Source organism: Amphritea sp. HPY (assembly GCF_050870985.1).
Classification (GTDB): Bacteria; Pseudomonadota; Gammaproteobacteria; order Pseudomonadales; family Balneatricaceae; genus Amphritea.
The window spans coordinates 5,288,698-5,311,456 of sequence record NZ_CP194015.1; the positions used below are offsets into that span (position 1 = coordinate 5,288,698).

Below are 22,759 nucleotides of genomic sequence, written 5' to 3' on the forward strand. Positions count from 1 at the left end.
TATATGAAAAATATTAGTGATATTGTTGATTATCAGCAATGTAATGGCTGTGGAGCTTGTAGCTATATTGCACCTGATTCCATACGAATGGTTGATTTTGAGGATTACGGTATTAGGCCTGTGGAGACCAGACCGCTAACAGAAAAAGAACAAGCCTCTGCTATAAAGGTTTGTTCTGGTATCAGTCTTAGTCACGATAAATCTGAATACTCTACAGATATCAATGAACAATTATTTGACATGTGGGGTCCTGTACTTGAAGTTTATGAGGGTTACGCCACTGATAGTCATTCACGTTGGAAGGGGTCAAGTGGAGGCTTGTTGACTGCTCTAAGCTTGTTTGCAGTAGATAAAGGGGAGTTTTCTGGTGTTTTGCACACAGTGCCTTCAAAATCTGATCCCGTAGTGAATAGAGCTCATTATTCAACAACCAGAGAAGATATCTTGCGTGCTTCTGGATCGCGTTACGCCCCATCTTCACCATTATCAAAATTATCTGAGGTTGTAAGTCGCAAGAATTCTGTAGTCATTGGTAAACCATGTGATATTGCTGCTTTATACAAATTACAAAAAGAAAATCAAGCTGTTGCTAATTCGGTTGGTGTTTCTCTCGCATTTTTCTGTGCTGGTGTGCCATCTACTACAGGTAATCGAGAATACATAAAAAATCAACTTGGTTGTGAGCCAACAAATATTCATTCGTTAAAATATAGAGGTGAGGGCTGGCCTGGTGTATGGCGAGTTAATGCTAATATCGACGACGTTTCTACACAATCTGAAAGTTCCTATGCTGAGTCTTGGTCTGTGCTTCAGAAGTCTCGACAATGGCGCTGTTACATCTGTCCTGATCATAGTGGTGAGTTTGCAGATATTTCTGTCGGTGATCCCTGGTATAGAGAAGTTAAAGATGGTGAGCCTGGTTCTTCTTTGATTGTAGTCAGGTCTGAAAAAGGTCGTAAGTATCTTAATGATGCTGTTTCTGCAGGTTTTATTACGCTTATTAAAGCAGATTCCTCATTAATCGAAAAGTCTCAACCTAACCTTATCGCAGCGCGCGGAGGCCTTTGGGGCCGACTTTTAATGCTAAAGCTATCTGGTGCGCCACGTCCTTCCTATAATAATTTTAAGTTCTTTAAATACTGGATTCCTCTATCGTTTTCTTTAAAGAAGAGCTCAATATTTGGCACCATTAAACGAATATTTGTAAAAAAAATGCATAAGCGCATAAGTATATCTCGGCAGGATTACTAATTCATGAATCCACATGTTAATATAGTTTTTGTGTGTTTTAATTGCGGTCAAGATATACAGCAAGCTATCAGTGATATTGTTCAAGGCGACTACCCACTTGATAAATTATCTATAACTGTTGTCGATAATGCATCACAGGACAATTCTGTAAAGCTACTTACTAGCATTGATTGTATTGATGTCAATGTTATTGAATCAACTGAAAATGTTGGTTTTGGATCTGGGTGTAATCTAGCGATCAGTCAAGTTAATGGCGGTGACAAAGTATTATTATTGAATCCCGACATTAGATTGAATGTTGATAGCATCTCTAAACTTATTGAGTATTCTAATGAAACACCAGAAGCGCTTATATGGGGTGGAAAAACCCTTGATGAGAATGGTAATGTCGATGGTAAGAATGCCTGGAAAGAACCTTCATTAAGCGGCGTAATATCTTGGTCATTTTTCGGTGATATCCTGTTCAAGAAGCTCGGATTAAGCATTCCTGATGCCTATTCAGAAAAAGAGTTGTTTGCCTCAGATTCTGTCGACGCTATCTCAGGCTGTTTTTTTCTAATAGATCTAAATCTTTTAAAGCAACTTGGTGGATTCGACGAGCAGTTCTTTATGTATAGTGAAGAAGTTGATCTTTGTCGTCGTGCCAGAGAATTAGGTGCACAACCAAAATCAACAACTTCAGCCACTATTGTTCATATTGGTAGCAAGACGATAACCAGTAGGAATAAACTGAATTTCTTATATGAGTCTAAGCTCAAATATTTTAAAAAGCACTGGTCGCCACTTAAATTTTATGTTGCCAGGGTTAGCCTGTTCTTGGGCAGTTTTTTACGTCTTGTTTTAATCTCTTCAGCTTCTTTGTTTATGGCAAGCAAACGAAATGATCGCTCTATCTGGTTTGAGTTCGTTAAGAACCAACTGAGCTGGAGGTTTTAATTTGAACGCTTTAGATAATCTTCCTGTTGTTATTGTACCTGCGTACAATGAATCGACTGTTATTCTTAAATTACTTCGTTCTCTCAATGAAGGGGTAGTTTCAGGTCATTACAATGTTGTCGTCGCTTGTAATGGCTGTAAGGATGATACCACTGAGCTGGTCATACAAAATTTCCCTGAATATATCTGCCTCGATATTGAGAAAGCATCAAAAACTAACGCACTCAATGAGGCTGAATCTCTCGGCTTAGGCTATCCCCGGGTTTATGTTGATGCCGATGTTGATATATCTTCAGAATCTGTCTTAAAGCTCATTCAAAAAGCTTCATATCATAATGAGGCGCAGCTTGTTGCTCCCAGGGGCAGTATCAATACCAGCCAGTCAGATACGGCTGTCAGCTTATTTTATTCCGCATGGACAAAAACGACATTCTTTATTAATCAGGGTTTTGGTTCGGGTGTTTATGTTTTAAATAAAGCTGCACGAGACCTGTTTGATCGTTTTCCTGATGTTATTGCAGACGACGGTTTCGTAAGGCATTTGTCAGCTGGTCAAAATACTCTGGTCTGTGAAGACGCAGTCAGTGCGGTTGAAGCACCCAGAACCTTATCTGACCTTATTAAAATTAAAACTCGGGTTAAGGTTGGAAATAGTCAGTTAGCAGGTGTTGTTGATACTAGTACAGTTTCTTTACCTGGGCGTCGTTTTGTTGTCAGGCCAGGTGTTCTTGAGTTTATTATTTATTCGCTTGTTAACCTGTATGTTCGATTTAAGGTAAATAGTGAATTACAGAAGGGATCAGTGCCTGTCTGGCACAGGGACGAGTCTTCCAGGACCTGATCTCTTCTAAAGAATACGTAGTTAATTTTTACATTGGATTTTTCATGAAAGTACTTCTCGTCTCTTCTTCCGGTGGCCATTGGGTTCAGATGTGTCGACTGGAGCCTGCCTTCCAGGGTTGTGATCTTGTATACGCCTCTACTGAGCGCAGCTATCATCAACATCACCCTGATTCGCCGTTTCATTATATCCCTGATGCGTCTCGGTGGAATAAAGTGCGTCTTCTATGGCAGGCCTTTGTTGTGCTTATAACACTGCTCAAAGTTCGACCGGATGTGATCATTACTACCGGTGCTTCTGTCGGTCTTTTTGCTTTGTTTATTGGTCGTAAGCTTGGCGCAAAAACTATCTGGGTTGATAGTATCGCAAACTGCGACACGCTCTCCCTCAGTGGGCTTAAAGCTAAAAACTATGCTGATCTTTATCTTACGCAATGGCAGCATCTGGCGTCTGAAGATGGTCCGGGGTTTGCGGGGTCTGTTATATGATTTTCGTCACTGTCGGGACCCAATTACCCTTTGAGAGGCTTATCAAAGCGGTTGATGACTGGGCAGCAAACAATCCTCAGGTGGAAGTTATCGCTCAGATAGGGAAGACACGCTATGCTGCTGAGCATTTACGTACCGTCGTCAGCATGACCCCAGACGAATATGATCAGCAACTATCGGCAGCAGAGCTCATTATTGGCCATGTTGGTATGGGCACTATCATTTCTGGTGTTAAGCACAAGAAGCCTCTGATCCTGATGCCACGGCATGCAGCTAAAGGTGAGCACCGCAACGACCATCAATTATCAACGGCTAAGCAGTTCGGTAAGTTATCGCTGGTTACCGTGGTTGATAGTGACATTGAACTTGAACAAGGTATCAATAAAGCATTAACATTGAGCTCTGATATGCAAGGCGGTGAAGTCTTAGAAGTCTCATCAGATCTGGTTAAAACAATATCTGATTTCGTACGAGGGATCTAAATGACTTCTGTAGCCCGGGATGGTAACGCGCGCCTTCTGACAGTACCTACTGTTCTCCTGCTTCTTGGTTTCATTCTTTTACTGTTTGCTGAGAGCCTGGTAACACTGGTTAATCAGTGGTGGGATAGTGAAGAGTATGGGCATGGTTTATTCATGCCGTTTATAGGCGCTTACATTCTCTGGTCTAAACGAGATGAAATCAGCCGCTTGCCAATGCGTTCAGCATCATCTGGCATTGTGTTCTCTTTTATCGGGCTATCGTTATATGTCGCTGCCGTATTAGCCGATCTGGAATCTGTTAAACATTATTCCTTCATAATTGTCCTGGCAGGCTATGTCCTGTTCGTCGGTGGCTGGAAGTTATTTAAGATTGCTTTGGTTCCACTAGCACTATTGTTGCTCGTTATCCCCCTGCCTTATCTGCTGATATCATCACTGACCGCTGGCTTACAGTTAATCTCCTCTGAGCTGGGTACATGGATGATACGCGCTATGGGGATACCGGTATTTCTTGAAGGCAATATCATCGATATGGGGGCCTACAAATTACAAGTTGTTGAAGCCTGTAGCGGGCTTCGTTATCTCTATCCGCTTGCCAGTATCGCATTGATAGTCGCCTACTTTCTTCGCTCGCCTCTCTGGTTCAAGGCTTTACTGATCTTATCCACAGTGCCCGTGACCATCGTTATGAATAGCCTGCGTATTGCTGTTACTGGCCTTCTGGTTAACAATTTTGGTGTCGCGGCCGCGGAAGGCTTTCTGCATGATTTTGAAGGCTGGGCTGTGTTCATGGCCGCTTTTTTGTTGCTGCTGGTTGAAGTCTGGCTCTATAAGCTTCTATTTAGTTCTGCTAATAGTTTTTTTGATCTGTTTGATTTCGGTGATGCTGATGATAGTAAAGCCAGTAACGACATTCGTTTTTTAATACCCACAATTATGATTGTAAGCTTTGTAATCCCGGTATTCTTATTCGGTGGCCTGGCCAACTATTTTGCATTCAATGAGCAGACCGTTATTCCGTTACGTGAAAAGTTCGACTCCTTTCCGATGCGTATAGGGGGCAGAAATGTCAATCTGTCCTACCTGGAACAGGATGTGCTGGATATCCTTAAAGCTGATGACTACTTCCTTGGATCATACCGGGATAGTAAGGCGGATGATGAAGTTAATCTTTATATGGTTTATTACCAGCAGCAGAAAGACGGCAGCGCGCTGCACTCTCCTAAGGTCTGTATACCGGGAGGGGGCTGGAAGGTAACAGATGAAGATGTTGTTGAATTTAATTACCGTGCTACCGGTGAAACGAAAGCGGCTAACCGGGTTGTTATCCGAAAGGGTGAATATACCCAGCTGGTTTACTATTGGATCGAGCAGAAAGGTATCAGCTATACCGATGAATACGTCGCCCGGGCATCGCTTATCTCCAGTGCGGTATTTGATAAACGTTCTGATGGTTCATTAGTTCGGGTCAATGTGCTGGTTAAAGATAACGATTTTGAAAAAGCTGATTTGAAGCTGCAAAGCTTCATTCGTGATATGGCAGTCTACCTGCCTTCGTTTTTACCGCGATAGTCATTTTAGATATTCAGGTAGTGCGGTAGGCCCTGCCTTGTTTTTTGGGGAAATATTATGTTCAGGTCAAAATTTCGTATCGCGTTACTGGCGGTTTCTATCGCTCTGGTGGGTTGTGATTCGCCGGATCAGAAAGCGCAGGCTTATGTTGATAAAGCCAAAGTGTTCTTAGCTGAAGATAACTACGAAGCTGCACATATCGAATTCAGCAATGCGATGCAGATCAACCCCAATCATATTGAAGGGTTGTATCTGCTTACAAAAGTGTTTGAACAGAATAAAGAATGGCCCAAGGTTTATCGGTATCTGGAAAAGGTGTTAGAGCTTGATCCAAACCATGTTGAAGCTATCTTAGCTATTGGTAACCTCGAGCTGGCTGCGCAGCAGCTTGATGGTGCAATTAAGAGAAGTGAAAAGGCGATCGAATTAGCCCCAGAGTCAGTTGATGTGCGAGCATTCAGATCTTTGTTGTTATATAAGCTTGGGGACCTTGAGGGAGCGGTAACCGAGGCTGAGTTTGTGTTGGCTAAAGAGCCTGAAAATATCGAAGCGATTATGGTGCTTGCCTCAGAGCGCCTTGAAGCTGATGATCCCGCTAAGGCAATCGCCTATCTAGACAATGTCAGCATAAATGACAATTTGCTGCTCCACGTTATGAAGATTAAAGCCTTTAATATAATGAAGGATCTTGATGGGGCGGTCGCTGTATTTAACAAGCTGATCGAGCTGGAACCTGAGAAAGATGAATACTACTTTGCGCTGGCAAAGCAGTATATCTCGTTTAAAGACCTGGAAAATGCAGAGGTTGTGTTACGTAACCTTATTCAGCAGGAGCCTGACAATAATCAGGCTAAATTGGCATTGCTGGAGTTTATCAGTACTTTTCAGGGGGAAGAGTATGCAACTGTTGCCCTGCAAGAGTACCTCCAAGCTCAGCCTGATAACTATGACTTAAGTTTCAATCTTGTGCGCCGTCTATTGCAGAGCGACAACACCACTGAAGCACAGACTCTGCTTGAAGATATCGCCGCTAAGGACGGTAACAGTGATGTCGGTCTGAAGGCAAAAAATATGCTGGCTAATATGGCTTTTGCTGCAGGCGATCTGGAACAAGGCGATAGCTATTTAAGGCAAGTGTTGTCTGTTGAGCCTGATAACGCAGAAGCTGTTGTGACCGAGTCTAAGCGACTGCTACAGGATAATAAATCTGAGCAGGCTATCTCAAAACTCAGGGCTGTTCTCAAGTCCAATACTAACTCGCCTACAGTGCTTGGGCTTCTGGGGGCCGCACATGAGCAGCAGGGGCGTACTGAACTGGCTGTCGATCTGTACGCAAAAGCTTTTCGGGCTGACGCCACAAATCGGTCAGTTATCCTTTCATATAGCCGCCTCCTGATTAAATTGACACGTTACACTCAGGCGCAAGAGATATTAAACAGCTTATTGCTTTCAGCCCCGTCGGATATTGAAGCGTTGAAGCTTATGGCTCAGGTTAAGCTTACGTTGCAGGATTGGGAGGGGGCGCAGAACATTGCCCGGAGTCTGGATAGTGTAGAGAAGGATTCCGCAGAGCAGATCCGTGGTGCAGCTTACCAGGGTAATAAACAGTTCAAGCAAAGCGTTGCTTCCTTCGAGAAAGCCTATGACGTAGCCGAGGATAAAGTGCGGCCAATGGCTGCGTTGGTTCGCTCTTATATTGTCACAGGTAACACCGATGCGGCGGTCAGTTTTTTGCAATCCATATTGAATCTGGATGCAGATAACTATCCGGCTCAGCTGTTGCTTGGGCAGTTGTATAGTTTTATGCAAAAAACTGATCAGGCAGAGGCTGCTTTTCAGTCAGCCATAGCATTACATCCAGGTAAAGTTGATGCCTATCGTGCGTTAAGCCGCGCATTAGTCAGAGACAAGCGAAATGATGAGGCGGTAGCTGTTCTGAAGGCAGGGCTTGAGAACATCTCAAATGACCTGAATTTGACAATGACCCTGGCCAGTGTTTACGAGCGAAGTGGTAAATACGGGAAAGCGATTGACCTTTATACCTCTGTTCTTGAGCATAATCCGGATGCGGATATTGCCGCAAATAACCTTGCTGTTATCCTCAGTGAGTCGGAACAGTACCGTGACCTGGAGCGCGCTAAGAAATTAGCATCGCGTTTCCGGGATTCTGAAGTGCCGCATTTTCAAGACACTCTTGGATGGATAAATTACAAACAGGGTGAGTTGAATAATGCACTTTATTTCCACGAGAATGCAGTAGAATCGCTGCCTGAGTTTGCTGAGTTCCGTTACCACCTGGGTATGTCATATAAGGCTGCTGGTGATTTAACTAAAGCGCGAACTGAGCTGGAAAAGGCGTTATCACTTGCTGAAGATTCTAATGCGCTATGGATAGCTTCTGCCCGGGAAGCCCTGAAAGGCTTATAAGCTTCTACAGCTATACATCGTTGCGCAAGGGAGTATTTCATTGTACGAAGAATTTTATGGTTTTAACGAGAAGCCATTTACTTTGCAAACAGACCCCAGTCTTTTGTATATGGGGAAGTCGCATACTGCGGCTTTTGCGATGCTGGAATACGGCCTGTTAAACCAGGCCGGTTTCAGTGTTATAACCGGTGAAATTGGTGCCGGAAAAACTACGCTTGTTGCCAGGTTGCTCGATTCCCTCGATGGCGATCAGACAGTTGGCTTACTGAACAATACCCATGAAAACATGGGCGAGTTGCTGCCCTGGGTCCTGCATTCCTTTGGGCAGGATTATCTTGCTGAGAACCCAATAGTACAATACGACCAGCTGAAGCATTTTCTTGAAGCAGAGTATGAGAGTGGTCATCACTCAATTCTGATTATTGATGAAGCTCAAAATCTCTCTATTGAGCTGCTTGAGCAGCTGAGAACCCTGTCGAATATAAACTTTGGTGCGCGGCAGATTCTTCAGATCGTGTTGATTGGTCAGCCGGAATTGCGGGATAAACTGAAGCATCCTAAGTTGCGGCAGTTTGTTCAGCGAGTGGCGGTTGATTACCATGTGCCAGTACTCAGCATCGAAGAAACTATTGAATACCTTGAGCACAGAATGCTTTTGGCAGGCCGGTCTGAGCCTCTTCTGACGACCAGGGCATGTCACATGATTCATTACGTTAGTGGTGGCGTGCCCCGTATTTTGAATGTTGTTTGCGATACTGTTCTTTCTTATGGTTTTGCGGATCAGAAGGAAAGTATCGATGAGGTGTATGTGCGGACTGTTCTTAAAGATCGGGCTGAAGGTGGTTTATTGGCCCTGGGTTGTGAGCCGAAAGTAATGCGTAAGAGGTCTCTACCTGTATTGGAAGAGTAGGTCTGTTTCAATTATTTACTATTTCGGAATCTGCAGTTCTGGGCCGGGTACTATTAAAAACGTTATGCCTCTACATCTCAGTATTTCAGGGTTAATCTATGTATTGGCTCATAGGATTTTTGTTCCATCACCGAGCTCTCCCCGGTTACCGGAAATACGGGAAATAGTGTCGGAATATTTTACAGATGATGAGTTGATAACCTATTCGGTCTTACTATAGCTCTTGATAAACAGAGGCTTGTCATTTTTGGATCGAAAATTGCCTTCTATGTTATAGTGGTTCTTTTTTGAGCAATCACGCAACCTTTACCGGACTAGTTTTTACCGGGCTCTTGTTATTCGTTGTCGATGAGTCTGGGGTCAGAGTGGCGCTGCAAAGAGTATATGTCGCGCATTGAATGAATATATGGACTTAAGTCATGACAACATTAAAAAAATCGATTCAACGCTTTTTATTTGCTGTTTTTTTTGCTCCTTTAGGAGGGGCGTCGGTCAGTGCTGCTACCCTGGCTATTTCAGATGACACGGTGGTTGGGACTGTGGATCTGATTTATGCAACAGCTAAGCTGCAGAATAATGCTAGAGAAACTGAGCTTGCCTGGGTGCAGGGCGTGCTTGGGGCTGATATGGTTTTTGCCGGTAAGCTGGAAGGCGGTGCTATGTCCTGGCTTGATGTGTATATAGGCGGCGCTAAGAGTACGGATATCAAGGCGATAGAAATTGATTCTAGTATTGATTATTTCCTTGTCAAAACAGGTAAAAAAAGCGCGCTTGAAGGGAGTCCTACCCACTTTCTGTTTGATAACAGGGATACGTCTTCATGGGCCGTTATCAATCTTGCTTTGATGGGATTTGATACTGCAAAAGTAGATATATCAAAAGTCAGCCATATTACCAGTTTTAAGGATATTTCTGCCGTGCCAGTACCTGCAGCTGCATGGCTGTTTGGTTCGGCAGCATTGGGGTTGATCGCGTTATTCCGCCGGCGGCGTATTCCAGCCTGAAAAAAAACCGCCTCACGGCGGTTTTTTTTGGAGTTTATGAAAGCCTTAGGAAGACTGCTCCTGGGTTATGCCGTACTTTTTCATCAGGTCATACAAGGTTGGTCGTGATACGCCTAACAGCTTTGCTGCAGCCGAGACATTGTCTGCAATTGACAGTGCCCTTGTAATCGCAGTGCTTTCGGCTTGCTTGCGGGTGTCTTTCAGAGAGATTGAAAGGTCGTTTTCCTGACCGTCATCTAGTAACCCTAGCTCGCTAACCCCCAGATATTTATTGCTGCACATTATGGCGGCTGTTTTCAGTCGGTTCTCCAGTTCTCTGACATTGCCTGGCCATTCATATTTCTCTATGGCCAGCAGAGCATCACTGGTGAAGCCTTTTAGGTTCAGGTTGTTTGCTTCACTGTGTTTTTGCAGAAAGTATTTTGCCAGCAGGGCTTTATCGCCGGTCCGTTCACGAAGGGGCGGAATCTCGATCTCCATCTCACAGATGCGGTAATACAGATCTTCCCGGAATGTACCCAGGCTCGACATCGCTTTCAGGTCTTTATTGGTGGCGCAGATTACCCGGGTATCAATTTCTATCTCATCGGTGCCGCCGACTCTTTCGATAACTCTTTCCTGTAAAAAACGTAAAAGCTTTGCCTGCAGGCTAAGCGGCATATCGCCAATTTCATCGAGAAAAAGCGTACCTTTATTGGCGGTTTCAATTTTTCCAGCAGTGCGTTTTGCCGCACCGCTGAAGGCGCCTTTTTCATAACCAAAAAGTTCGCTTTCAATCAGGTTCTCTGGAATTGATGCGCAGTTAATCGCCATGAAGCGGTTGTTCTTTCTTGGGCTGTGCTTATGCAGGGCTTTGGCCAGCACCTCTTTTCCGACGCCACTTTCCCCAAGCAGCGTACAAGTAACCTCTGTAGGTGCTAATTTTTCAATGACCTTGCAGATTTCCAGCATTTTTGGGTCACTGGTAATCAGCCCTAAGATCCCTCCGCTCGTTTGGTTTTCCCGTTGTCTGTTTTGTTCTTCCAGTTGGTGGAGCCGCAGCGAGCGCTCAATGATAAGGTCGAGGGTTTCGGTGTTAATTGGTTTATGAAAAAAATCATGGGCGCCCAGCGAAATAGCTTGTAAGGCGTTTTCCTGTTCGGCGCGGCCGGTCATTACAAGAATCTTGCAATTGGGGGTTGTATTAAGAATCTCTTCGATACAGCGCATTCCCTCACTCACCCCATTTGGATCAGGGGGGAGACCGAGGTCCTGTAATACTATAGCGGGGCGGTATTCTTTAACCGCTGCCACGGCGTCCTGTCGATTATCAACAGCAATAATCTCATACTGGTCGAAATGCCAGCATAATTGTCTTTGCAGCCCCTGATCGTCTTCTACGATCAGGATAACCGGGATGTTTACTTTGTCATCCATTACTTATCTCTGAAATACATTTAGTTTTATCTGAAAGGTTGTGCCGGCACCTACTGCGCTATGAACGGAAACTTGTCCATTTAGCTGATTGATATAATCCCTGGTCAGGTATACGCCGATGCCCATTCCTTTAGTGGATTTTGTCGATTCGAAAGGCTTGAACAGTTTTTGATGAATGAATTGTGTGTCCATGCCTTTTCCGGTGTCTTTTACCTCTATTACCGCGTCACTGTCTGTAGTCGTTAGCTTCACATTCACAGAACCTGTGGCTGGTGTAGCATCTTGTGCATTTTTTATTAAGTGGGACAGCGACATCATCAACCGGTCGCGGTCAGCATTGATGAACATTTCCGGGCCCTGGTACTCAAATACAGGTTGTGGAAGCGAGTCTTTATTATGCTGAATTGCCGCTTCGATTATCTGAGTTATCGAGATAGGTTCAACCGATTCAGGCTTGTTGCTTCTAAGCTTGAATAACAGACTTTTCATCCGTTCCACTGAATTGCTGACGGTACGGATTGTATCGGCCACAAACGCCGGATTGTTAATATGTTTTTCTGCGTTTTTTACAACCAGGTCTTGTTGTGCAATCAGGTTGTTAAGGTCGTGCATGACGAATGAGCTTAGTTTGTTATAGACGTTCAGCTGCCTTTGCTCTTCAATCTTTTCTTCCTGCCGGTGTAGTTTCAGGTAACTGGCCAGCTGGCTGCCAACTGTTTTAATCAGGTCAAGGTCTTCCCAGGTTGGCTGTGTATCTGGTGCTTTTCTGGTCAATGCGGCAAAGCCAACCAGTTCATTGCTGGTAATGAGTGGAACTAATAACCAGAGGTTTTCAATTTCAGGGCTCCAGGGCGGCAGTTCATCATTGAAATTGGCAATTACTTCCTGGGGATTGGCTGCGGGAAAAAATATCCATTCATCATTGAGCATTCTGTGACAGAAGTGAGAGCTGGAGTTTTCAGTCAATAATTCGGAAGCGGCTTGCTCAGTATTGTTGAATACCGGGATGTAGTCGTTGTCTGACCGGATCCAAATAATTCCTGTAGGGCTATCGAATGTATTGGCCATAATTGAATATGCCAGGGCGTATGGCCCCTCTTCGCTATAGCCTTGAGACAGCTGGTCGCTGATTCTTAACCACTCTTTGCGGTAATCATATTTGTGACTGAAAAAATGTTTATTGATAAGTACGACGATTCTTGCGCGGATCTGGCGTGATGCAAATACAGAGACAATGATGAATACAACGCTGAATGAGATGAATATATAGGCGATGGTACTCCACTCATCACTGAATACTTTTATGTAGTAGCCGCCCAGAAAAATAAGAGTAATGAACAGTGCGGAGGTGACTAATGTTGAAGTGTAAAACGCTGCACTGTGAGACAGTTGAAAGCGACTGGTGTTGGAGGAAGCAGTATTCAGCAGGGCGACGCCCATTGCCATCATGAAGCATGCCGCCAGATAAACTGACGCCCTGACCTGGGAAGCAATTGCGTTTTGTTGTTCAGAGACTAGGTTGAAGCTATGAAAGAACAGATCATAGAACAGCAGGATGCCGAGGCTGATACAAAGCACTTTCATCTGACGGTCGTAGCGGTTGATCCGATAGAGTTGCTCAATACTTGAGAGGGTGATTATGGTCAGGATCAGAGCCAGAAGACTGCTTAGTAAGGGGCTTGTTGTCAGATTGCCAACGGCGGCTATAAATGTTGATAAGGTGATTGCCCAGCAAAACCAGAACAGAAACTGCTGCTTTCTGAGTAGTTCAGTGGGGATATTATCGGGCAGTGAGCGTGAGATCGCCAGGACCCAGATGCTGTAGTGCATACTTTCAAAGAAGAGATCTAGCTGAGCAGGTAAAGTGGGGCCGGAAGCTGAAAAATCCGGAGCCAGATTAAATAGCCAGAAAGAATTAAACAGGGCCGCAAGGGTCAGTGCATAACCACTCTTTCTGCGGTAAAACTGGACAACAAAAACCACAGCCAGAATCACCGAAATGATACTGGCGCTTAAATAAGCAGCAAATAAACTCATCTGTCTATACTCCGGATCGTGATCAGAGTGACAGGCTGTATGATCTAAGCGCTTTATCGCTGCTATGAGTAATAGCCGATGAACACTTTAATGAAGTAAGCTGTGCCAAGATGATTTTGCCAAACAACAGTTTTTTACTTTGCAAGAAATTCATTCGACAAATATCCCTATTGCCAGTAGTGGTGTTGTGCCAAAGAAATCAATACAACAGTTTCTTTATGACTGTTTCTGGAATCGAAATATATCATATCTGCAGCTATTCCTGTAGCACGGCATTCTATCTATTAGTCGCGTTTTTTGAAAAGGAGAGTTCGGACTGGCGATTGAGTTTCCGGGCGTTGATGCTACAGGGTTGTTTCAGGCTTTTTATGACACTGTTCGAATCATGATTAATATCAAACGAAGGGTATGTAGCCGCCGTCTATGCTGACGAACTCTTTGGTGGTAGCTGGATCAAAAGGGGTACAATACGGTAACAATTGATCTTTGTTATTGCAGTTGTCACAGGTTTCGCTATAAATACTGCATTGTTTGCCGGTAATCTGTCCGGCATCGTTAAATTTAGGAGATATTCAATGGGTCACGCTAAGAAAGATGTACCTTTCCAGCCATTACAAATAGCGGTTCTGACTGTATCAGATACTCGTACTCCGGAAAACGATACTTCCGGCGACGCCCTTGTGGCGGGCCTGACAGAGGCGGGTCATCATCTGACGGATCGTACTATCAGTAAAGATGACGTTTACCAGCTGCGTGCCGTTGTTTCACAGTGGATCGCAGATGATAAGGTGCAGGCTATTCTGGTAACCGGTGGTACCGGCTTTACGTTGCGTGATAATACCCCTGAAGCGCTGACGCCTTTGTTCGATAAGGCGATTGAGGGCTATGGCGAGCTGTTCCGTCATATCTCTTATCAGGAGATCGGTACATCTACTGTACAGTCCCGCGCGTTTGGTGGTGTGGCTAACCGTACTGCAATTTTCTGTATGCCTGGTTCTACCGGTGCTTGTAAGACCGCATGGAACGGTATTATTCGCGAGCAGTTGGATGCCCGTCACCGTCCTTGTAACTTTGTTGAGATGGTTATGACAACTAAGCCCGTTGAAACTGCGTGTGGTACACGGGGATGAGCGGCTGCGGATGTGATGCGCCCCGTCATGGCCAGAACCTGATGCCGGTCAGCGAAGCGCTGGGAAAATTACTGGATCAGGCAAAAAATACGACTGAGATTGAAGAGGTTTCTCTGGTTGCTGCGCTAGGCCGTGTCCTGGCTGAAGATCAGCTTTCCGCAGTCGATGTACCGCCTCGTGATAACAGTGCGATGGATGGCTATGCGGTGCGCTGTGCTGATCTGGAAAGCGCCAGCCGTCTGACTATCTCGCAGCGTATTCCTGCCGGTACTGCACCAACGGCATTAGTGTCGGGCACTGCTGCCCGTATATTTACCGGTTCAGAGATCCCGGAAGGGGCTGATGCGGTTGTGATGCAGGAAGATACCTGCTCTGAAAACGATGATGCGGGTAATACCTGGGTGCAGATCAATTCTGAGCCGGGTATTGGTAGTAATATCCGGCCGCAGGGCCAGGATATTAAAACCGGTCAGACAGTTATGCCGGCGGGTACCCGTTTGCAGGCTGCACATCTGGGTGTGCTGGCTTCTGTGGGTATCGGCATGGTTAAAGTTTACCGGCCGCTTAAAGTTGCGATTGTGACGACCGGTGATGAGCTGGTAATGCCGGGTAACCCGCTGCAGCCGGGTCAGATCTATAATTCAAATCTGTTTACTATTCAGGGGCTGTTACAGGGCCTGGGCTGTGAAATAGTTGATCTGGGCATTATCGAAGATACTTTTGCAGGTACTCAGGATGCGTTGAAACGTGCGTCTGAACAGGCTGATTGCATCATCAGTAGTGGTGGTGTTTCTGTTGGTGAAGAGGACCATGTCAAGACTGCGGTTGAATCTCTGGGTGAGCTGTCGCTTTGGAAGATGGCGATTAAGCCGGGTAAGCCGATGGCCTTTGGTTTTGTTAATGGCACGCCGATTTTGGGTTTGCCGGGAAATCCGTCATCCGTGTTGGTGACATTTACTGTGCTTGCCCGCCCGTACCTGTTGAAAATGCAGGGTTGTGAGCAATTTATGCCGAACAGTTTTGCTGTGCAGGCCGGTTTCAGCCGGACTAAAACGACTGCCCGGCAGGAATACTTACGGGTAGAGCTAAATGATGGCTGCGCTGTATTAGGGCGTAGTCAGAGCTCCGGTGTGCTGAGCTCTGCTGTAACCGCTGCTGGTTATCTGGTTGTACCCGAGAATACCCAGGTAGCTGAAGGTGATCAGTTGACCTTTATACCGTTTAGCGAAGTAACTAATTAATACGATCAGCTGAAATAATTGATTGAGGAGTCGTGATGATTAATGTGTTGTATTTTGCCTCCTTGCGAGAGACTTTGGGGTTAGCTCAGAGCAGTCATGAGCTGACGGCGGGTTCCAGTGTTGCTGAATTCGTCGATACTTTGCGAGAGCAGGGTGATGAGTGGCAGCAGGCTTTAAGTGGACAATTGCTATGTTCAGTTAATCAGGAGATGGTGGCGATGGAAACCATTCTCAGTGATGGCGATGAGCTGGCGCTGTTTCCTCCGGTTACAGGTGGTTGATCGTTGAATAACTTAACCGCGGTAATCCTGGCGGGTGGTCAGGGGCAGCGTATGGGTGGTCGTGATAAGGGGTTGGTCGAGTTTCGCGACCGGCCGATGATCGGTCATACCATCGAGCTGGTCCGGCCTCATGTCGATTCACTGATTATCAGCTGCAACCGTAATGAACCGAGTTATCAGGCGCTGGCTGATAAAACGGTAGTTGATCCGCTGGATGACTTTCAGGGGCCGTTAGCGGGTATTCTGGCCGGACTGAAAGCGTGCGATACTGAGATGTTACTGGTGCTGCCTTGTGATACCCCGTTATTGAGTAACCAGGTGCTTGAGCGTCTGTTTGCCGCTGCAGCCGCTAAACCGGATCATATTACGGTGTTGGCTGAAGGCGATGAATGGCATCCGCTGCATTCGATAATCCCGGCCGGACTTTGTGCTGATCTGGAACAGTGGCTTGAAGGCGGGCAGCGGGCGGTACAGCGCTGGATGCGAGGACACCCGTTTCAACTGGTGGATATATCGGATCTGTCTGAGCAACTTTATAACCTGAATACTCAGCAGGAGTTGTCAGAGAGGGAGTAAAAGCCAGGCAGTGAAGGCTGGAAAGTGAAGGCTTGGAAGTAAAAAAAAGAGTCCGGACAATTAACTTGTCCGGACTCTTTTTGTTATATCTTTGGCTTCGAATCAGCTAAGCCCAGACACCACCAATATTCTTCGTGTTATCGAATATTATCTTCTGTTTTCGTTGTTACGAAAGTATCTGCAAAGCGTGTAGAGTCGATCTCAACATCTGCAATACCGGCGATGGCCTCAGCACTATCACCAAAGAAACTTGCGCTTACCGAACCATTGGTGACATTTGGAGATAAGTTACCATTACTCGCGATCAGGTTTGCGCCTGAAATTGAGCCGCTACTTACCCCAAAAGCAACTCCCTGATCGACAATGAAACGCCCGCTCCAGGTCGAATCAGTGAAGTTGACCCGGATGCTTACATTGCTACTATCTAAAGAGCGTAAAAAACTGCCTTCGTAGCTGGCTGAAGTGTTTCCTGCCAGAGCCTGTATCGCACCAAGTGAACTTGCAGTACCGCCAATGAAAGTGCCTTTGGTCAGGGTGCTGCCGTTAGCGGCTGTAATTATGCCGGCATTTAAACCGTTGATTGCGGTATTTAGAAACGCTACCCGATCAAGTGTTCCACTATTGCCGGCAATTGTCAGATCCCCGAATGGAGCGTTTTCTTCTAGGAAAATCAACTGATCGGAGGTGAGGCTGTTTTGGTATTCATCTGTAGCTGTGAAGCTGCCTAAGCCTGCCACCGTAAACTCTTGATCCTGAGGGAGGTCGGCAATACCTTCGATAGATGTCAGGGTTGTCAGGGATGTCATTACACGGTTGTTCTCCGTGAATGCATCCGGGGCAGCCAGGCTGTCAAAATCATCAGGGCCATTCTCGAAGGGAATAAGGCTGCTATCAAGTTGGTCTACATCGCCTAATGCGCCGAATAAAACGCTGTAAGCTTCAGTCGTATCTGGGATCTCAGTAACGAACTGTCCTGAGTCAGTGACATTCTGAGAAGGCGCTGCTTGCAGATTAAGGCGGACAGTAGGGTTGCCACCCGCTGCGGTTGCTATGGTGGTCCATGGGCCCCACTCTTTAACTGAATCTTCATCGGAAGATACAGCAGCATAGGCTGAGCTGGATGCAAGTTGCGCAGTTAGCACAGCAGCGCAAGTAATAGCTGTGCAGAAAATATCCTTTTTCATAAGTATGGCCTCAAGTATGCGAGCGATGAGCGAGAGTTAGTTTAACCTTCGCAAATATGCGTACTGGCAGGCATCACTATAACTGTATCTAAATGGCAACAGGTATTTTAATGAATTAAGGAGGAAATGCAATATGAGGAATAAAGAGAAAAGCCAGGAAGGTAAAGTAGTTACTTTAATAAGCTTTGGCTGGAATTTGATTGTGTATAATGCCGCGGCATTTGTAAGGAAAGCTAAAGCTGGTGCGAGATTCTTGTCGGAGATGATGGTGGAGTTGTGTGACGGAATACGTCCAGCTGGCGGTTGTTGATTATAGTGGATGATATGTATGGGCGTAGTAGATATAGCTTCCGGCGCATTTTTGCTGGTTTTTCTGGCTGAGTTTGGTGATAAGAGCCAGTTAGTGTGTATGACACTGGCAGCAAGGCATCGGCCGTTACCGATTCTGTTTGGGGCAAGTGTTGCTTTTGCCCTGCTTAACCTGATTGCAGTCAGCCTCGGCGCTATGGTGGCTGCCTGGGTGCCGCAGTGGATAGTTCTGGCTATCGTGGCGGCACTGTTTTTGTGGTTTGGCGTGCAATCATTTACCAATAGTGATGACGAGGATGATGAAGAGTCATCTCTCTCATTAAAGAGTCTCGTGCTATCGGCCTTTATGTTGATCTTCCTGGCCGAATTTGGCGATAAGACTCAGTTGGCTGTAGCGGGGCTTGGCAGTGCTCGTGAGCCGGTTGCAGTCTGGGCTGGAGCCACACTGGCACTGATCGCAACGACGCTGATTGGCGTATTGTCAGGTCAGGCGTTGATGCGTTATATCTCGTTGCAGTGGTTGCATCGGGCCAGTGGCGTGTTGTTTATTGGTTTTGGTTTGTTGGCAGTGTATGAGCTTGTTTCGATCGTTTATATTGCCTGATTCTATGAAAGGTTGCTTATGTTAGTCGGGTTGTTGGTGCTGTTGCTGTTTCAATTCGTCGGTGAGCTATTTGTTCTTACGGTCGGTATGCCGGTGCCGGGACCGGTGGTCGGCATGGTCTTGTTGCTGGCTTGCCTGATTCTGAAAGGTGACGTGCCAGACTATCTGCGGATTCCCAGTGAAGCGCTGTTGAAGCATTTAGCGTTACTGTTTGTGCCTGCTGGTGTGGGTTTGATGGCGCATTTCCAATTGCTGGAAGCTGACTGGCTAGCGATTCTGGTAGCGCTGATAGTGAGTACTGGTGTAACTATTATTGTTACTGGCCTGATTCTGAATCGTTCAGCGAAGGCGCTGCATCAGATGGACGGGGAGGGGTAGGTATGGAATTCTGGACCTTTTTTACCGCCAAACCGCTGCTCTGGCTAATCGTCACTATTGCTACTTTTATTGCGACCTCCTGGTTTAACCGTCGTATTGGCGGTACCCCGTTGTTGCATCCGGTTTTGGTGTCACTGTCACTGATCATACTGTTTTTGCTGCTTACCAGGACTGAATATGAGACCTACTTTGAAGGGGCTCAGTTTATCCATTTCCTGATGGGGCCGGCGATCGTCGCCCTGGCAGTGCCGTTGTTTGATCATCTGGAACGGGTTAAGAAGATGCTACTACCACTGTTGGTCGCTTGCATGGCGGGTGCGGTAACTGCTGCAGCCTCTGCTGTGCTGGTGGCTCAGTTGATGGATGCTCAGATCGGCACGCTGTTGTCTCTGGCGCCAAAGTCGGTGACCTCGCCTATTGCGATCGGTATAGCGGAAAAGATTGGTGGTTATCCCTCGCTGGCTTCGGGACTGGTGCTTATTACTGGTGCTATTGGTTGTATTTTGGCACCGCCGATCTATCGCATTCTGAATATCAATGATGACGCGGTCAAAGGCTTTGCTCTTGGTGTGGCCGCGCACGGTATGGGAACCGCATTCGCCTTTGAATACGGCCTGATGGCCGGCGCATTCGGAGGCCTGGCGATGGGTATGACCGGTGCCTTTACCGCATTTATGCTGCCGCTGCTGATACCACTGCTGGGAATTAATTAAAGGCTTGAGTCTTTGCTGTGGGAGGCGCGCCTTTGCGGTGATTGCATTAAGTCGGAATAAATCGCGACGAGGGCGTCGCTCCCACATGCAATTGTAACAACTGTGATTGATTATTTATTGTAGGAGGCGCGCTAGCATGCCCCTTCGGGTACCCGCGGCGATTGGATTAAGGCGAGATGAATCGCGACGGGGGCGTCGATCCTACATGTAATTGGAGCAACTGTGGTCGATTATTTATTGTAGGAGGCGCGCCCTCGCGGCGATTGGATTTAGGCGAGATGAAACGCGACGAGGCGTCGCTCCCACAGGTGTTGCTCTCATTAGAGGGCTATTCTGCATTTTGGTGGGAGGCGCGCCCTCGCGGCGATTGGATTAAGGCGAGATGAATCGCGACGAGGCGTCGCTCCTACATGTGTTGCTATCATTAGAGGGCTATTCTGCATTTTGATGGGAGGCGCGCTAGCATGCCCCTTCGGGTACCCCGCGGCGAATATAATTCAGGAGAAAATGATGAAAGGGAATTCATCAGCATTAAGGCATGGCCGTTATTCCGAAGTCGGTCGGGTTTATCTTGTTACTTTTGTAACCCGGGGGCGGCAGAAGCTGTTTGATAATTTTCAGCAGGGGCGATTGGTTGTTGATGTGCTTAGGGCTGAATCGGTTGCAACTGATACTTTAGCCTTTGTGGTTATGCCTGATCATGCTCACTGGTTACTTCAATTACGTGAAAAGCCTCTTAGTAAAACTGTACAGACTGTAAAATCACTCTCAGCGCGAAGGCTTAATCAGGTATCTGGATGCTTGGGATCTGTCTGGCAGAATGGATTTCATGATCATGCAGTTCGTAAGGATGAGGATCTGGTAAGGCTTGCGCGCTATGTCGTTATGAATCCTGTGAGGGCTGGGCTTGTGAAAACTGTCAGGGAGTACTCTCTCTGGGATGCTGTTTGGCTTTGAGTCTGATTTTCCAGAAAGCGAAAATCGCGACGAGGGCGTCGCTCCCACATGTAATTGGAACAACTTTGGTTGATTGGTTGGTTGTAGGAGGCGCGCCCTCGCGGCGATTGAATTAAGTCGGGATAAAGCGCGACGAGGGCGTCGCTGCCACATGTAATTGGAACAACTTTGGTTGATTGGTTGGTTGTAGGAGGCGCGCCCTCGCGGCGATTGAATTAAGTCGGGATAAAGCGCGACGAGGGCGTCGCTCCAACAGGTTGCTCCGGTTAGAATCTGTAGCTTTACAGTGACTTTTGGCTTTTTCTAGCCACTAGCGGTGGCGTTTCCGTCGCGGTCTGGCCGATTGAAACTGCGATATCCCGGTAAGGATTAATTCTCTGGGCCTTTTGTTGCGTTGCAAAAACTAATCTGGATAGGTAAAGTGCGCGCCCAAACAGGTAACTTTTTATTCAGATGGTATGGGCTCAGGTATGACTCCTTTAGAGCGTTATAAAGTAGATCTTAAACGGGACGATTTTTCTTACGATGCCGCGCAGGAAATGGCGGTTAAGAATCTCCAGCGTTTGTATGATGATCTGGTAGCTGCGCAGGCTCAGCCTAAGAGAAAGAATGGCCTTATGGGCCGTCTTACCAGTAAGCTGAAAAAAGAGAAGGTTGAGCCGATTAAAGGCCTGTATTTCTGGGGTGGTGTCGGCCGTGGCAAAACCTACCTGATGGATACTTTCTTTGACAGCCTGCCATTTGAGCGTAAAGAGCGGACTCACTTTCACCGCTTTATGCAGCGGGTTCATAAAGAGCTGAAACTGCTGGATGGCACGCCGAATCCTCTGGTCACTATTGGTAAGAAGTACGCCGAAGAGTTCCAGATTATCTGCTTTGATGAATTCTTTGTTACCGATATCACCGATGCGATGATTCTGGGTGGCCTGCTAGAGCAGTTATTCGCTAACGGTGTCAGTCTGGTTGCCACATCCAATATCGTACCGGATGGTCTGTATGAGAACGGTTTGCAGCGTTCCCGTTTCCTGCCGGCGATAGCGATGCTGAATCAGTATACTGAAGTGGTTAATGTCGATAGCGGCATTGATTATCGTCTGCGTACATTGGAGCAGGCTGAGCTATACCACCATCCATTGGATGCGGCGGCAGATGTCAGTCTGAATACCAGTTTCGAAAGCCTGGCTCCTGATCTGGAGGAGGTTGTAGAGGCTGAGGTTCTGGATATCAATGGTCGTGATATTCAGTCTCGCCGTTGTTGTGAAGACGTGGTCTGGTTTGATTTTGCAGAGCTGTGCGAAGGGCCGCGCAGCCAGAACGATTACATTGAGCTGGCGAAGATCTTCCACGCCGTACTGATCAGTAATGTCCCGCAGCTAGGTCGCAGTAATGATGACGCGGCGCGACGCTTCATCAACCTGGTTGATGAGTTCTATGACAGCGGCGTGAAGCTGATTATCTCGGCTGAAAAATCGATCTACGAGATGTATACCGAAGGCCGTCTGGAGTTCGAAATAGAACGTACCCAGAGCCGTTTGCTGGAGATGCAATCTCACGAATATCTGGCCAGAGAGCATAGGGCGTAAAAAGCGAAGCTTTTTTACAGTAGCTAGAACGCTGAGCAAGCTCAGCTGCAGTGGCTAGAAAAAGAAACGTGCTTATTGCGCGTTTTTTTTTGCTTCGTAGGAGGCGCGCCAACATGCCCCTTCGGGTGCCTCGCGGCGATAGCTCTCTCAGTTGGCTGAATTAACCGCGACGGGGCGTCGCTCCCACAAGTTGAGTGTTTATTTTCTTTTGTAGGAAACGCGCTAGCATGCCCCTTCGGGTGCCTCGCGGCGATAGCTCTCTCAGTTGGCTGAATTAACCGCGACGGGGCGTCGCTCCCACAAGTTGAGTGTTTATTTTCTTTTGTAGGAGGCGCGCTAGCATGCCCCTTCGGGTACCTCGCGGCGATTGTATTAAGGCGGGGTGAATCGCGAAGGGGCAAGCCAGCATCGCTGCAACAGGGCTATGCGGTTTCAGGTT

22 protein-coding genes are annotated in these 22,759 nt (G+C 46.6%); 19 read left to right on the forward strand and 3 right to left on the reverse strand.

Annotated features, from left to right (window positions below; genetic code table 11):
- Positions 1–3 precede the first annotated feature (3 nt).
- From ACQUQM_RS23595 to ACQUQM_RS23635, 9 genes are all read left to right on the forward strand, one after another.
- Entirely contained in the window at positions 4–1,251 is a 1,248-nt protein-coding gene (locus tag ACQUQM_RS23595) for a Coenzyme F420 hydrogenase/dehydrogenase, beta subunit C-terminal domain (RefSeq protein ID WP_432472310.1), read from the forward strand.
- A gap of 3 nt (positions 1,252–1,254) precedes the next feature.
- Positions 1,255–2,187, forward strand: coding sequence for a glycosyltransferase family 2 protein (locus tag ACQUQM_RS23600; RefSeq protein ID WP_432472311.1), 933 nt, complete (start codon positions 1,255–1,257; stop codon positions 2,185–2,187).
- 1 nt (position 2,188) lies between these two features.
- Positions 2,189–3,028 carry a glycosyltransferase gene (locus tag ACQUQM_RS23605; RefSeq protein WP_432472312.1) on the forward strand — a complete coding sequence of 280 codons (840 nt, stop codon included), beginning with the start codon at positions 2,189–2,191 and terminating at the stop codon, positions 3,026–3,028.
- A 44-nt stretch (positions 3,029–3,072) separates the two neighbouring features.
- Positions 3,073–3,516, forward strand: coding sequence for a UDP-N-acetylglucosamine--LPS N-acetylglucosamine transferase (locus ACQUQM_RS23610; RefSeq protein WP_432472313.1), 444 nt, complete (start codon positions 3,073–3,075; stop codon positions 3,514–3,516).
- Complete coding sequence (locus tag ACQUQM_RS23615) at positions 3,513–3,998, forward strand: glycosyltransferase (RefSeq protein ID WP_432472314.1); 486 nt, start codon at positions 3,513–3,515, stop codon at positions 3,996–3,998. Before ACQUQM_RS23610 ends, ACQUQM_RS23615 begins: the two co-directional genes overlap by 4 nt.
- Complete coding sequence (gene xrtD / locus ACQUQM_RS23620; RefSeq protein ID WP_432472315.1) at positions 3,999–5,570, forward strand: VPLPA-CTERM-specific exosortase XrtD; 1,572 nt, start codon at positions 3,999–4,001, stop codon at positions 5,568–5,570.
- A gap of 57 nt (positions 5,571–5,627) precedes the next feature.
- Positions 5,628–7,997, forward strand: a complete 2,370-nt coding sequence (locus ACQUQM_RS23625) for a tetratricopeptide repeat protein (RefSeq protein WP_432472316.1) — start codon at positions 5,628–5,630, stop codon at positions 7,995–7,997.
- 40 nt (positions 7,998–8,037) lie between these two features.
- Positions 8,038–8,907 carry an ExeA family protein gene (locus ACQUQM_RS23630; protein WP_432472317.1) on the forward strand — a complete coding sequence of 290 codons (870 nt, stop codon included), beginning with the start codon at positions 8,038–8,040 and terminating at the stop codon, positions 8,905–8,907.
- A 419-nt stretch (positions 8,908–9,326) separates the two neighbouring features.
- A complete protein-coding gene (locus ACQUQM_RS23635) occupies positions 9,327–9,911 on the forward strand; it encodes a hypothetical protein (protein ID WP_432472318.1) in 585 nt (194 codons plus the stop codon).
- Between the two features lie 45 nt (positions 9,912–9,956).
- Here the strand turns inward: ACQUQM_RS23635 and prsR are convergent, their stop codons facing one another.
- Positions 9,957–11,327 (reverse strand): PEP-CTERM-box response regulator transcription factor, encoded by a 1,371-nt coding sequence (prsR, locus tag ACQUQM_RS23640; protein ID WP_432472319.1) that lies wholly within the window; start codon positions 11,325–11,327, stop codon positions 9,957–9,959.
- Between the two features lie 3 nt (positions 11,328–11,330).
- Positions 11,331–13,364, reverse strand: a complete 2,034-nt coding sequence (prsK, locus tag ACQUQM_RS23645) for an XrtA/PEP-CTERM system histidine kinase PrsK (RefSeq protein ID WP_432472320.1) — start codon at positions 13,362–13,364, stop codon at positions 11,331–11,333.
- 575 nt (positions 13,365–13,939) lie between these two features.
- On the opposite strand from prsK, the gene moaB reads away from it, so the two are divergent.
- The 4 genes from moaB to mobA are packed head-to-tail and all read left to right on the forward strand — an operon-like array spanning position 13,940 to position 16,592.
- Entirely contained in the window at positions 13,940–14,494 is a 555-nt protein-coding gene (moaB, locus tag ACQUQM_RS23650) for a molybdenum cofactor biosynthesis protein B (RefSeq protein ID WP_432472321.1), read from the forward strand.
- Entirely contained in the window at positions 14,491–15,735 is a 1,245-nt protein-coding gene (locus ACQUQM_RS23655; RefSeq protein ID WP_432472322.1) for a molybdopterin molybdotransferase MoeA, read from the forward strand. The genes moaB and ACQUQM_RS23655 overlap by 4 nt, the downstream gene beginning before the upstream one ends.
- 35 nt (positions 15,736–15,770) lie before the next feature.
- Positions 15,771–16,016 (forward strand): MoaD/ThiS family protein, encoded by a 246-nt coding sequence (locus tag ACQUQM_RS23660; protein WP_432472323.1) that lies wholly within the window; start codon positions 15,771–15,773, stop codon positions 16,014–16,016.
- Positions 16,017–16,019: 3 nt separating this feature from the next.
- Entirely contained in the window at positions 16,020–16,592 is a 573-nt protein-coding gene (gene mobA, locus ACQUQM_RS23665) for a molybdenum cofactor guanylyltransferase MobA (RefSeq protein WP_432472324.1), read from the forward strand.
- A 137-nt stretch (positions 16,593–16,729) separates the two neighbouring features.
- Here mobA and ACQUQM_RS23670 read toward each other — a convergent pair whose 3' ends face one another.
- Positions 16,730–17,776 (reverse strand): hypothetical protein, encoded by a 1,047-nt coding sequence (locus ACQUQM_RS23670; RefSeq protein WP_432472325.1) that lies wholly within the window; start codon positions 17,774–17,776, stop codon positions 16,730–16,732.
- 133 nt (positions 17,777–17,909) lie between these two features.
- Between ACQUQM_RS23670 and ACQUQM_RS23675 the strand changes: the two genes are divergently transcribed.
- The 6 genes from ACQUQM_RS23675 to zapE all read left to right on the forward strand — a co-directional run bounded on the left by ACQUQM_RS23675 (position 17,910) and on the right by zapE (position 22,320).
- Positions 17,910–18,086: a hypothetical protein gene (locus tag ACQUQM_RS23675; RefSeq protein WP_432472326.1), complete on the forward strand. Its 177-nt coding sequence runs from the start codon at positions 17,910–17,912 to the stop codon at positions 18,084–18,086.
- 18 nt (positions 18,087–18,104) lie between these two features.
- Positions 18,105–18,689, forward strand: a complete 585-nt coding sequence (locus ACQUQM_RS23680) for a TMEM165/GDT1 family protein (protein WP_432472327.1) — start codon at positions 18,105–18,107, stop codon at positions 18,687–18,689.
- Positions 18,690–18,707: 18 nt separating this feature from the next.
- A complete protein-coding gene (locus ACQUQM_RS23685; protein ID WP_432472328.1) occupies positions 18,708–19,067 on the forward strand; it encodes a CidA/LrgA family protein in 360 nt (119 codons plus the stop codon).
- A gap of 2 nt (positions 19,068–19,069) precedes the next feature.
- Positions 19,070–19,780, forward strand: coding sequence for an LrgB family protein (locus ACQUQM_RS23690; RefSeq protein WP_432472329.1), 711 nt, complete (start codon positions 19,070–19,072; stop codon positions 19,778–19,780).
- Positions 19,781–20,287: 507 nt separating this feature from the next.
- Positions 20,288–20,737: an REP-associated tyrosine transposase gene (locus ACQUQM_RS23695; RefSeq protein ID WP_432472330.1), complete on the forward strand. Its 450-nt coding sequence runs from the start codon at positions 20,288–20,290 to the stop codon at positions 20,735–20,737.
- A gap of 470 nt (positions 20,738–21,207) precedes the next feature.
- Positions 21,208–22,320: a cell division protein ZapE gene (zapE, locus tag ACQUQM_RS23700; RefSeq protein WP_432472331.1), complete on the forward strand. Its 1,113-nt coding sequence runs from the start codon at positions 21,208–21,210 to the stop codon at positions 22,318–22,320.
- The last annotated feature ends 439 nt before the right edge of the window (positions 22,321–22,759 follow it).

Bases quoted from the DNA above. Each gene is read 5' to 3' on its own strand.
- ACQUQM_RS23675 (WP_432472326.1), top strand. From the start codon at position 17,910: ATGAGGAATAAAGAGAAAAGCCAGGAAGGTAAAGTAGTTACTTTAATA.
- ACQUQM_RS23625 (WP_432472316.1), top strand. From the start codon at position 5,628: ATGTTCAGGTCAAAATTTCGTATCGCGTTACTGGCGGTTTCTATCGCT.
- ACQUQM_RS23635 (WP_432472318.1), top strand. From the start codon at position 9,327: ATGACAACATTAAAAAAATCGATTCAACGCTTTTTATTTGCTGTTTTT.
- ACQUQM_RS23595 (WP_432472310.1), top strand. From the start codon at position 4: ATGAAAAATATTAGTGATATTGTTGATTATCAGCAATGTAATGGCTGT.
- ACQUQM_RS23695 (WP_432472330.1), top strand. From the start codon at position 20,288: ATGATGAAAGGGAATTCATCAGCATTAAGGCATGGCCGTTATTCCGAA.
- ACQUQM_RS23615 (WP_432472314.1), top strand. From the start codon at position 3,513: ATGATTTTCGTCACTGTCGGGACCCAATTACCCTTTGAGAGGCTTATC.
- ACQUQM_RS23660 (WP_432472323.1), top strand. From the start codon at position 15,771: ATGATTAATGTGTTGTATTTTGCCTCCTTGCGAGAGACTTTGGGGTTA.
- ACQUQM_RS23690 (WP_432472329.1), top strand. From the start codon at position 19,070: ATGGAATTCTGGACCTTTTTTACCGCCAAACCGCTGCTCTGGCTAATC.
- ACQUQM_RS23655 (WP_432472322.1), top strand. From the start codon at position 14,491: ATGAGCGGCTGCGGATGTGATGCGCCCCGTCATGGCCAGAACCTGATG.
- ACQUQM_RS23685 (WP_432472328.1), top strand. From the start codon at position 18,708: ATGTTAGTCGGGTTGTTGGTGCTGTTGCTGTTTCAATTCGTCGGTGAG.
- ACQUQM_RS23610 (WP_432472313.1), top strand. From the start codon at position 3,073: ATGAAAGTACTTCTCGTCTCTTCTTCCGGTGGCCATTGGGTTCAGATG.
- ACQUQM_RS23600 (WP_432472311.1), top strand. From the start codon at position 1,255: ATGAATCCACATGTTAATATAGTTTTTGTGTGTTTTAATTGCGGTCAA.
- prsR (WP_432472319.1), bottom strand. From the start codon at position 11,327: ATGGATGACAAAGTAAACATCCCGGTTATCCTGATCGTAGAAGACGAT.
- xrtD (WP_432472315.1), top strand. From the start codon at position 3,999: ATGACTTCTGTAGCCCGGGATGGTAACGCGCGCCTTCTGACAGTACCT.
- prsK (WP_432472320.1), bottom strand. From the start codon at position 13,364: ATGAGTTTATTTGCTGCTTATTTAAGCGCCAGTATCATTTCGGTGATT.
- ACQUQM_RS23680 (WP_432472327.1), top strand. From the start codon at position 18,105: ATGGGCGTAGTAGATATAGCTTCCGGCGCATTTTTGCTGGTTTTTCTG.
- zapE (WP_432472331.1), top strand. From the start codon at position 21,208: ATGACTCCTTTAGAGCGTTATAAAGTAGATCTTAAACGGGACGATTTT.
- ACQUQM_RS23670 (WP_432472325.1), bottom strand. From the start codon at position 17,776: ATGAAAAAGGATATTTTCTGCACAGCTATTACTTGCGCTGCTGTGCTA.
- moaB (WP_432472321.1), top strand. From the start codon at position 13,940: ATGGGTCACGCTAAGAAAGATGTACCTTTCCAGCCATTACAAATAGCG.